Here is a 7013-nt window from a genome sequence, read left to right on the forward strand (position 1 = left end):
TCTAGGGAGTATCCACCGTTGAAGGAGAAGCATGGGCGCGAATACCGCCGAGAACACCAACCTTCGTTTGAAGGCCGTCCTGGACATCCTTGCTGAAAGCGTATGGTCCGGGGCAACGATGAACGCCGGCGAGGTGCTGGCCGAATCGATCGTTCGAGTACCTTTCAATGACCACGAGGCTGAACTGCTCAGTGGCGGCATTCCCCGCGGCCACAAGACCCTGACGTCGGCTTCGGCCAAGCTGGTCAAGGCTGGCTGGCTGGTCAAGGGCCGTTCGGGCTGGACCATCCCGGAGGACGGCCTGCGTGCGACGGTCGGCTTCCCGGATGCGGAGGCCTTTGGTGCAGCGCTCGACGCCGGAACTCCGGTTCCTGCCGACGTCGCCGTTCCGACGGCCCCGCCCGTGAAGGCCCAGGCCAAGAAAGCAGCTGCGGCCAAGAAGGCAGCTGCGCCGAAGAAAACAGCCGCACCCAAGAAGGCGGCCGCAGATGTTGCGGAGCCGAAGGTTGCCGCTGCCAAGGTCTCCGCACCGAAGGCCAAGGCTGTCGCAAAGAAGGCCCCCACCCGTAAGGCGCCGGCGAAAGCAGCGGCGGCCTCCGCCGTCGAGACCCTCCCGCAGCCCGACGCCGTGGCGATTGCCGGTGACTTCAACAAGATCCTTGGAGCAGCCGAGGATTGGGCGCCGCAGTATGACGAGGCCCAGATGGAGTTCAATCCCATCGTCCAGGTGTGGACGTTGACAGCTGAACTGCCCGCCGGTTTCTACACCTACAAGATCGCACTGAACCGTTCGTGGGACGAGAACTATGGTGCGTTTGGAGCCCGTGACGGCGCGAACCACGAGTTGAACCACGACGGCGGACCGGTCACCATCACGTACAGCCATGCGACGCGGGACATTGTGATCGGCTAGTCCCTTTTCCAGTCACGAACCTTGCCCTTGTTCGCCTCACCTCCCGTTGACCGGGGAGTAGGGCGGACGAGGGCAGGTTTGGTTAAGGTGGATCCATGACTGACGAAACCGTGCGCCTCACAGCCCGCATCACCGGTGTGGTCCAAGGCGTGGGGTTCCGCTACTGGACAGCCCGCAAAGCGGAAGAACTCCAGGCGGCCGGCACAGTCCGAAACGATCACGACGGCTCAGTGCAATTAGTGGCCGAAGGATCAGCGGCGGACGTCGACCACCTGCTGGGCTGGCTGAAATCTGCACGTGCGCCTGGCCGTGTGGAGAGCGTTGACTTCGAGGTATCAGAGGCCACTGGGGAGTTCGACGACTTCCGGATTATCGATTAGCGCCTAAGCCGCTGCTAAGCCCCGGGCGATGCGGTGGTTATCCCTGATTCGGTGGCGGCCAGAAGTAATTCGTGATCGTAAGCGACCATGCTGTCGGTTTGTAGTCGAATGGCTGTTGCCAGGTGAATGGCATCCGCACTTCGCAGCTGCCTCGGAAGTGCCGCCGCGTACATGAGGTCTGAGCGGGTTACGTCCACAAGGTTGATTCCGGCGAGTACGGCATTGACCGTTTCGAAGGGCAAATTCCTGCGACGAGCCGCGCAGTGCAGTTCCGTGTAGAGGAGCATGGACGCGACCAGGTGCCCTCCGGAGGCGGCTTTCTCTACCAGGTAGGCTGCAGCCGCCGCTGATTCCCGTTCACTGACCACCAACTTCATGACGGCAGAAGTGTCAACGTAAACGATCACCGGTCGCCGCGCAGATCGGCCAGGATCTCGGCTGTAGTCATGTCGCTGCTGATGCGGGGCAGGATGGTGAAGTCCACAGGAGATTCGCTGGCTGGCCGGACGCTACCAGCTTGTAGCAACCGTTCAAAGGGTGAAGCCGACGGTGGAATGAGGGTGGCCGCCACCTCGCCATTGTTGGTGACGTCTATGACTTCGCCATTCTTGACGCGTTCCAGAATCTTGCTGCTCTGGTTGCGCAGTTCCCGGTGCGGAATAGTTGTCATGATGGACCTCCGTAGCAATCGTAGCAGTTTGCTCAGCTGCTTGAAGAGTGGCAGAAAATATATAGACTGGTCTATTATTTTTTCTATGTCTACATACCCCAAAGGACTCGCAACCCGGCAGCGCTTGGTCGACTCCATGCTCTCCCTCATCCAGCTTCACGGCTATCACGGAACGGGGCTCAATACGGTGCTGGCCCGGTCGGGCGCCCCCAAAGGCTCGCTCTACTTCCATTTTCCGGAAGGGAAGACCAGCCTCGGTGTCGCAGCGGTGGGGTTGGCCGGCGATCAATTCAGCCAACTGGTCAGCGAGGCGACCACCTCGGCCTCGTCGCCTGGAGAGGTTGTGGACGCACTCATTGCCGAACTCAAAGACATTCTGGAAGCCAGTGAGTACCAGGCAGGGTGTCCAGTTTCATCCGTCGCCCTGGATGCAGGCTCTGAGAACGAGCAGCTGCGGGACGCCTGCAGCCGCGTGTATGACGCGTGGGTCCAGGCAGTGTCCGGCTATCTGTCTACCCTCGGGCTTGAGGAGGGACGGGCGCTGCCCTTGGCGACGTCCCTGATTTGCCTCGTGGAGGGGTCGCTTATTCTCTCCCGTGCCCACAAGTCCACCCAGCCCTTGGACTCAGCTGCCGGCACGCTCAAAACGCTGCTGGCGGTTCACGGCGGAGCAGGCGCATGAGCGTCCGCCATGCCTTGGTGTTCGGAGCCACGGGTCACATCGGGAAGTGGCTCGTGCGGGAACTTTTGCACCAAGGGGTGACCGTCACAGCCGCGGTGCGCACCGAAGAATCCTTCCGCCGGCTGGCTGACTGGCTGTCACGTCACGACGCCAACGGAACGCCAACGCAGGTACTTGTGGACTTCAGCGCGGGCGACTTGGGCTTGGATCCGGCGTCGGACGATTTCCGGTTCGTGACTGAAATTCACAACGTGGCTGGCGCCTTCGCCTTTGGCATGAATGCCGCGGATGCCTATGCCGCGAACGTGACCAGCGCCGAGCGTGTGGTTCGCTTTGCGGCGAAGCTGCCGGCGCTGACCAGGTTGGTGCATCTGTCCGGTTATCGGGTGGGAGGTCAGGATCCGGCCGAGGTGCCATGGGATGAATCCCGCCGTGCGGCGGAATATAAACGCCTGGGTGCTTATGAGGGATCCAAGGTGGAGTCCGACGCCGTCGTGCAGGCGGCCGCGCTTTCCTTGGGTGTTCCCTTCACCATGGTCAATCCGGCCACGGTAATAGGAGATTCCGTCAACGGCGAATCCAGTCAGTTGCTGGGCCTCACCGCCAGTGTCATGGACCTCTTCCATGGGAAACTGCCCGCGCTGCCCGGAAATGACCGCACGTTCGTTCCTGTGGTCGCGGCGGACTATTTGGCTGCATTCATGGCGCTGGTCCCCATCAGGCCCGAAGCGGAAAATGCCTCCTACTGGGTGCTCGATGACGCCACGCCGCCGTTGCCGGAGCTGCTGAGGATGCTCGGAAAGCACTTGAATGTCCGGGTGCCGTGGCTGAAGATACCCAGCGGTCTGCTGAAGAGGCTTCCACCCAAACTCACCGGCGCAGATCCGGAGACGCTGTCCTTCCTCTCGGAGGACCGCTATCCCACCATGCCCGCGGTCGCCTTGGCGGAGGCGGGCGGATTGCACTACCCGCCCGTCGAGACCGCCTTGAAGCGCTGGGCGGACTATTTGGTGGCGGCCGATCGTGCAGCAAGAGAGGATCGCGTCGCCTCGACGTAGTGCTCCAACGACTTCAGGGCGGGCTGGGATGATGCATCACGAACGGCGTCGGCACCCACAGAGTTGGCTACCGCGAGCGCGTGCCCGTACTCCAGCCCGGATTTGAGTGCCAGGACCAGGGCGGCGCAGAAGGCATCCCCGGCTCCAATGGTGTTGGCAATCTCGGTGACCCGTACGGCTGGCGCCTCGGCCACCCGTTCGCCGTCGACGAAGATTGCTGAGCCATCGCCACCGTAAGTGACGGCCACCAACGGAGCATCGCGCAAGGCTGGGATGAGCTCATATTCGGTCTCATTCACGATCACCAGGTCGCAGCGATCCAGCAACTCGGGGATGATCGGCATGGCGGGTGCCGCGTTCAGTGCGAAGAATCCTTGTGTTCTCCGTGCGGCTTCCAGCACGACGTTCTGGTCCACTTCCAGCTGGCAGAGGACGGCCTCATCGTCACCGAAAGCGACACCCTCCAAGTCCACGGAAGCGTTGGCTCCCGGGCACACCACAATCTGATTCTCGCCTTCGCCGTCCACCAGCACCAAGGCTGTTCCCGTGGCGGAGTCCACCCGGGCAATGTCCTGGACATCGACGCCGGCCTCCGCCATTGCGGTGATGAGGCTGAGGCCTGCTTCGTCGTGGCCCACGGCCCCCACCATGCGGGACCTTCCTGCCAGCCGGGCTGCAGCGACGGCCTGATTGGCGCCCTTGCCGCCGGGTTGCTGGCGAAGGATGCCTCCGCCCACAGTTTCGCCGGGGGAGGGGAGGCGGCTGGCTGTGGCGGTGATATCGAGGTTGATACTGCCCACCACCGTGAGGGTGGGGGAGGAATTGGGCGCAGAAGACTGAGGGGTGGTGCTCATGGGAGGTCCTTTTTGGAGATTAGCTGAGGCGGGATTTCAGGAAGACTGGATGACGGAGAGGTGTCCGGCCTTGGCCGCTACCAGGCACTTGGCCAGGTAGAACGGGGCACCGTTTCGGCGGACGTATTGGGTGAGGACCAAGACCGGATCGGAAGGTCGGAGGCCCAGCAATTTTGCGCGGCTGGGACCCGCGGTGCTGAGGCTGATCTGGCATTCGCCGGGACCAAGCGTTGCGCCGGGCAGTCCGCTGAGAACTTCCAGGAGCGTTGACGCGGGAAGCGTGGGAGCCTCGGCAGCTTCGGCCAACGCCTCTGCTTCGGGGATTCCTTGGGCTACGTTCTCCTGGAGATGTGCCAAGGGTTCGCCGTTCCGGATGAGCACACTTTCCCAGAACCACACGTCCTCGTCGGGCTGGACGCCAATTCCGGGCGCCACGAATTCGGACGCTGGTTGCTTGATGGCAGCTACCCGTTTGACCTGAATGTCCTGGTCCTGTCCGCCCAGAAGCTGATCGAACGGGCGGATGTGTTCAATGCCAATGCGGGGCAGCGAATCGGCAACAAAGCGGCCCACTCCACGGCGTGCCCGGGTGAGGCCATCTTCTTCGAGCAACATCAGCGCTTCCCGGATCACGGTGCGGCTGACGTCCATCATGGAGCCCAGCTCAGTCTCCGTGGGGAGCAGTGAACCTGGCGGCAGGACCTTGGTCCGGATTGCTTCGGCGATGCGGGAGTAGGCCGCGACGCGCAACGGCTGCCCGGGCTGGGCGGCGATGGGTCGTGACAGGAACTGGACGGCGTTGTCGGTCAAGGGTGCCTCACTTGAGATGGGTTACGGACACTGTACCGGATGACTGTGATAGGTTGCACAAGCTCGTAATACATGCTTGTATAACAACTCACATCTCGTGGCGCCGACCAGCGCCCTCGGACAAAGGAGTTTGATGTGAACATCCCCACCGCCACAGGCACGCAGTCGGTAGACCCGCAAGCCGCATCTACGGCGACTACAGAAACACCAGCTGCCACGGACGAAGGCCGTTTCCAAGGCAAGGCCGCTGCGCTGCTGATCACCACGCTGGTGCTCGCCGTCCTGGCCTTCCAGCTCAACGCCAGCATGATTACCCCGGCACTGCCACACATCGGCTCCTTCTTCGGCGAGACACCGGAAGCCGTGGCCCAGGTCCAGTCGATGTTCTTCCTCGCCGGCGCCATCTCCGGGCCCGTGATCGGCCGTTGGAGCGACTTCATCGGCCGCCGCAACGCACTCCTGCTGGTGCTGGCCATCATGGGAGCCGGAACAGTGCTCTGCATCTTCGCCCCCACCCTGCCGTTGCTGGTCACCGGCCGCTTCATGCAGGGTGTCTCGAGCGCCATCTTCGCGCTCTCCTACATCGTCCTGAACGAATACCTGCCCGCCCGGCTCTTTGGAACCTCCATCGGCATCATCGCTGCCATCAACGGCGGGGTTGGCGGAGTGGATGGGTACTTCGGCGGACTGATGGCTGAGACCCTCGGCTTCCAGTCGATCTTTGTCGCCGTCCTGGTGCTGGCCGCGATCGCCGTCGTATGCGTCATCAAAGTGGTCCCGGGCGGTAAGTCCGCCGTCGCTCCCGGCCGGATGGATTGGTGGGGCGCAGGTTCGCTCTCCGTGTTCCTGGTGTTCATCACGTACTTCGTCTCCACGGGCTCTTCAGCAGGATGGACCTCGCCTGCTGCGCTCGGCCTGCTGGCCGGCAGCATTGCATCCTTCACAGCCTTCTGGCTCATCGAGAAGAAGCGTTCAACCCCGCTGGTTGCAGTTCACCACCTCCGTTCACGCCAGGTGTGGCCCGTCATCGCCACCACTGTGCTGACGCTCGCGGGCATCTTCGCCATCATCAACTTCACCGTGGTGCTGCTGAGCCAGGACAAGGAAAACGGCTTCGGCTTGACCGCGTCCGTTGCCGCCCTGCTCTTCCTCACCCCGGCAGCGCTCATCGGTGTCTTTGCGGCACCGCTGGCCGGCTGGATCGCCGATCGCCGCGGCTGGATCAAAACCGTCCGCGTCGGCACCGCCACCAGCCTGGCCTGCGCAATCGTCGCGGCCCTCTTCGCCCACAACCAGATCGCGGTTCTCATCGCCATCGCCGCTTTGGGCATCTTCTACAACGGCTTCTTCCTCACGGCCATCAACGGACTGTCCGTGCTGCTCTCGCCCAAGGAAGCGCCAGCGGCATTGCCCGGTATTAACGGTGCGTCCTTCGGCATCGGGGCAAGCCTCGGCGTCGTGGTTGTTGCGCCTTTCGCAGGTCAAGGCACCGCGGCAGGATATTCTGCAGCCCTGTGGATTTCGGTGTCCATCACCGCTTTGGCGTTTATCGTCAGCCTCTTCATTGCCGCCCCCAAGGGCGAAAAGATCTAACGCACGACGCCGGCACCCGGCTTCGCATGCACCTCACCACTGTTACACCCCGG

General features: G+C 62.7%; 9 protein-coding genes. 5 read left to right on the top strand and 4 right to left on the bottom strand.

From position 1 onward, the window contains the following. The first annotated feature begins 31 nt into the window (after window positions 1–31). Together CQ020_RS09605 and CQ020_RS09610 are read left to right on the top strand one after the other, a co-directional pair. Complete coding sequence (locus tag CQ020_RS09605) at window positions 32–913, top strand: glycosidase (RefSeq protein ID WP_105691636.1); 882 nt, start codon at window positions 32–34, stop codon at window positions 911–913. Between the two features lie 95 nt (window positions 914–1008). After that, the gene (locus CQ020_RS09610) at window positions 1009–1293 is read left to right on the top strand and encodes an acylphosphatase (RefSeq protein WP_105691637.1); all 285 of its coding nucleotides are present in this window, start codon (window positions 1009–1011) and stop codon (window positions 1291–1293) included. Between the two features lie 14 nt (window positions 1294–1307). On the opposite strand, the gene CQ020_RS09615 is transcribed toward CQ020_RS09610, so the two are convergent. Further along, window positions 1308–1700, bottom strand: a complete 393-nt coding sequence (locus CQ020_RS09615) for a type II toxin-antitoxin system VapC family toxin (RefSeq protein ID WP_105691638.1) — start codon at window positions 1698–1700, stop codon at window positions 1308–1310. After that, on the bottom strand, window positions 1697–1963 hold the full coding sequence (locus tag CQ020_RS09620; RefSeq protein WP_105691639.1) for a type II toxin-antitoxin system Phd/YefM family antitoxin: 267 nt from the start codon (window positions 1961–1963) through the stop codon (window positions 1697–1699). Before CQ020_RS09620 ends, CQ020_RS09615 begins: the two co-directional genes overlap by 4 nt. Before the next feature lie 85 nt (window positions 1964–2048). Here CQ020_RS09620 and CQ020_RS09625 point away from each other — a divergent pair, with 85 nt between their 5' ends. Both CQ020_RS09625 and CQ020_RS09630 read left to right on the top strand, forming a co-directional pair. Continuing rightward, window positions 2049–2645, top strand: coding sequence for a TetR/AcrR family transcriptional regulator (locus CQ020_RS09625; protein ID WP_105691640.1), 597 nt, complete (start codon window positions 2049–2051; stop codon window positions 2643–2645). Beyond that, complete coding sequence (locus CQ020_RS09630; protein ID WP_105691641.1) at window positions 2642–3703, top strand: SDR family oxidoreductase; 1062 nt, start codon at window positions 2642–2644, stop codon at window positions 3701–3703. Before CQ020_RS09625 ends, CQ020_RS09630 begins: the two co-directional genes overlap by 4 nt. Here the strand turns inward: CQ020_RS09630 and CQ020_RS09635 are convergent. Next, entirely contained in the window at window positions 3649–4557 is a 909-nt protein-coding gene (locus tag CQ020_RS09635) for a ribokinase (RefSeq protein ID WP_105691642.1), read from the bottom strand. The genes CQ020_RS09630 and CQ020_RS09635 overlap by 55 nt on opposite strands. Before the next feature lie 36 nt (window positions 4558–4593). After that, window positions 4594–5367, bottom strand: coding sequence for a GntR family transcriptional regulator (locus CQ020_RS09640; RefSeq protein WP_105691643.1), 774 nt, complete (start codon window positions 5365–5367; stop codon window positions 4594–4596). 135 nt (window positions 5368–5502) lie between these two features. On the opposite strand from CQ020_RS09640, the gene CQ020_RS09645 reads away from it, so the two are divergent. Next, window positions 5503–6960 carry an MFS transporter gene (locus CQ020_RS09645; protein ID WP_105691644.1) on the top strand — a complete coding sequence of 486 codons (1458 nt, stop codon included), beginning with the start codon at window positions 5503–5505 and terminating at the stop codon, window positions 6958–6960. Window positions 6961–7013: the final 53 nt, after the last annotated feature.

Source organism: Arthrobacter sp. MYb23 (assembly GCF_002979775.1).
Taxonomy (GTDB): Bacteria; Actinomycetota; Actinomycetes; order Actinomycetales; family Micrococcaceae; genus Arthrobacter.

Excerpts from the sequence above, each read along its gene's own strand:
- CQ020_RS09625 (WP_105691640.1), top strand. The coding sequence starts at position 2,049 with ATGTCTACATACCCCAAAGGACTCGCAACCCGGCAGCGCTTGGTCGAC.
- CQ020_RS09630 (WP_105691641.1), top strand. The coding sequence starts at position 2,642 with ATGAGCGTCCGCCATGCCTTGGTGTTCGGAGCCACGGGTCACATCGGG.
- CQ020_RS09605 (WP_105691636.1), top strand. The coding sequence starts at position 32 with ATGGGCGCGAATACCGCCGAGAACACCAACCTTCGTTTGAAGGCCGTC.
- CQ020_RS09610 (WP_105691637.1), top strand. The coding sequence starts at position 1,009 with ATGACTGACGAAACCGTGCGCCTCACAGCCCGCATCACCGGTGTGGTC.
- CQ020_RS09620 (WP_105691639.1), bottom strand. The coding sequence starts at position 1,963 with ATGACAACTATTCCGCACCGGGAACTGCGCAACCAGAGCAGCAAGATT.
- CQ020_RS09635 (WP_105691642.1), bottom strand. The coding sequence starts at position 4,557 with ATGAGCACCACCCCTCAGTCTTCTGCGCCCAATTCCTCCCCCACCCTC.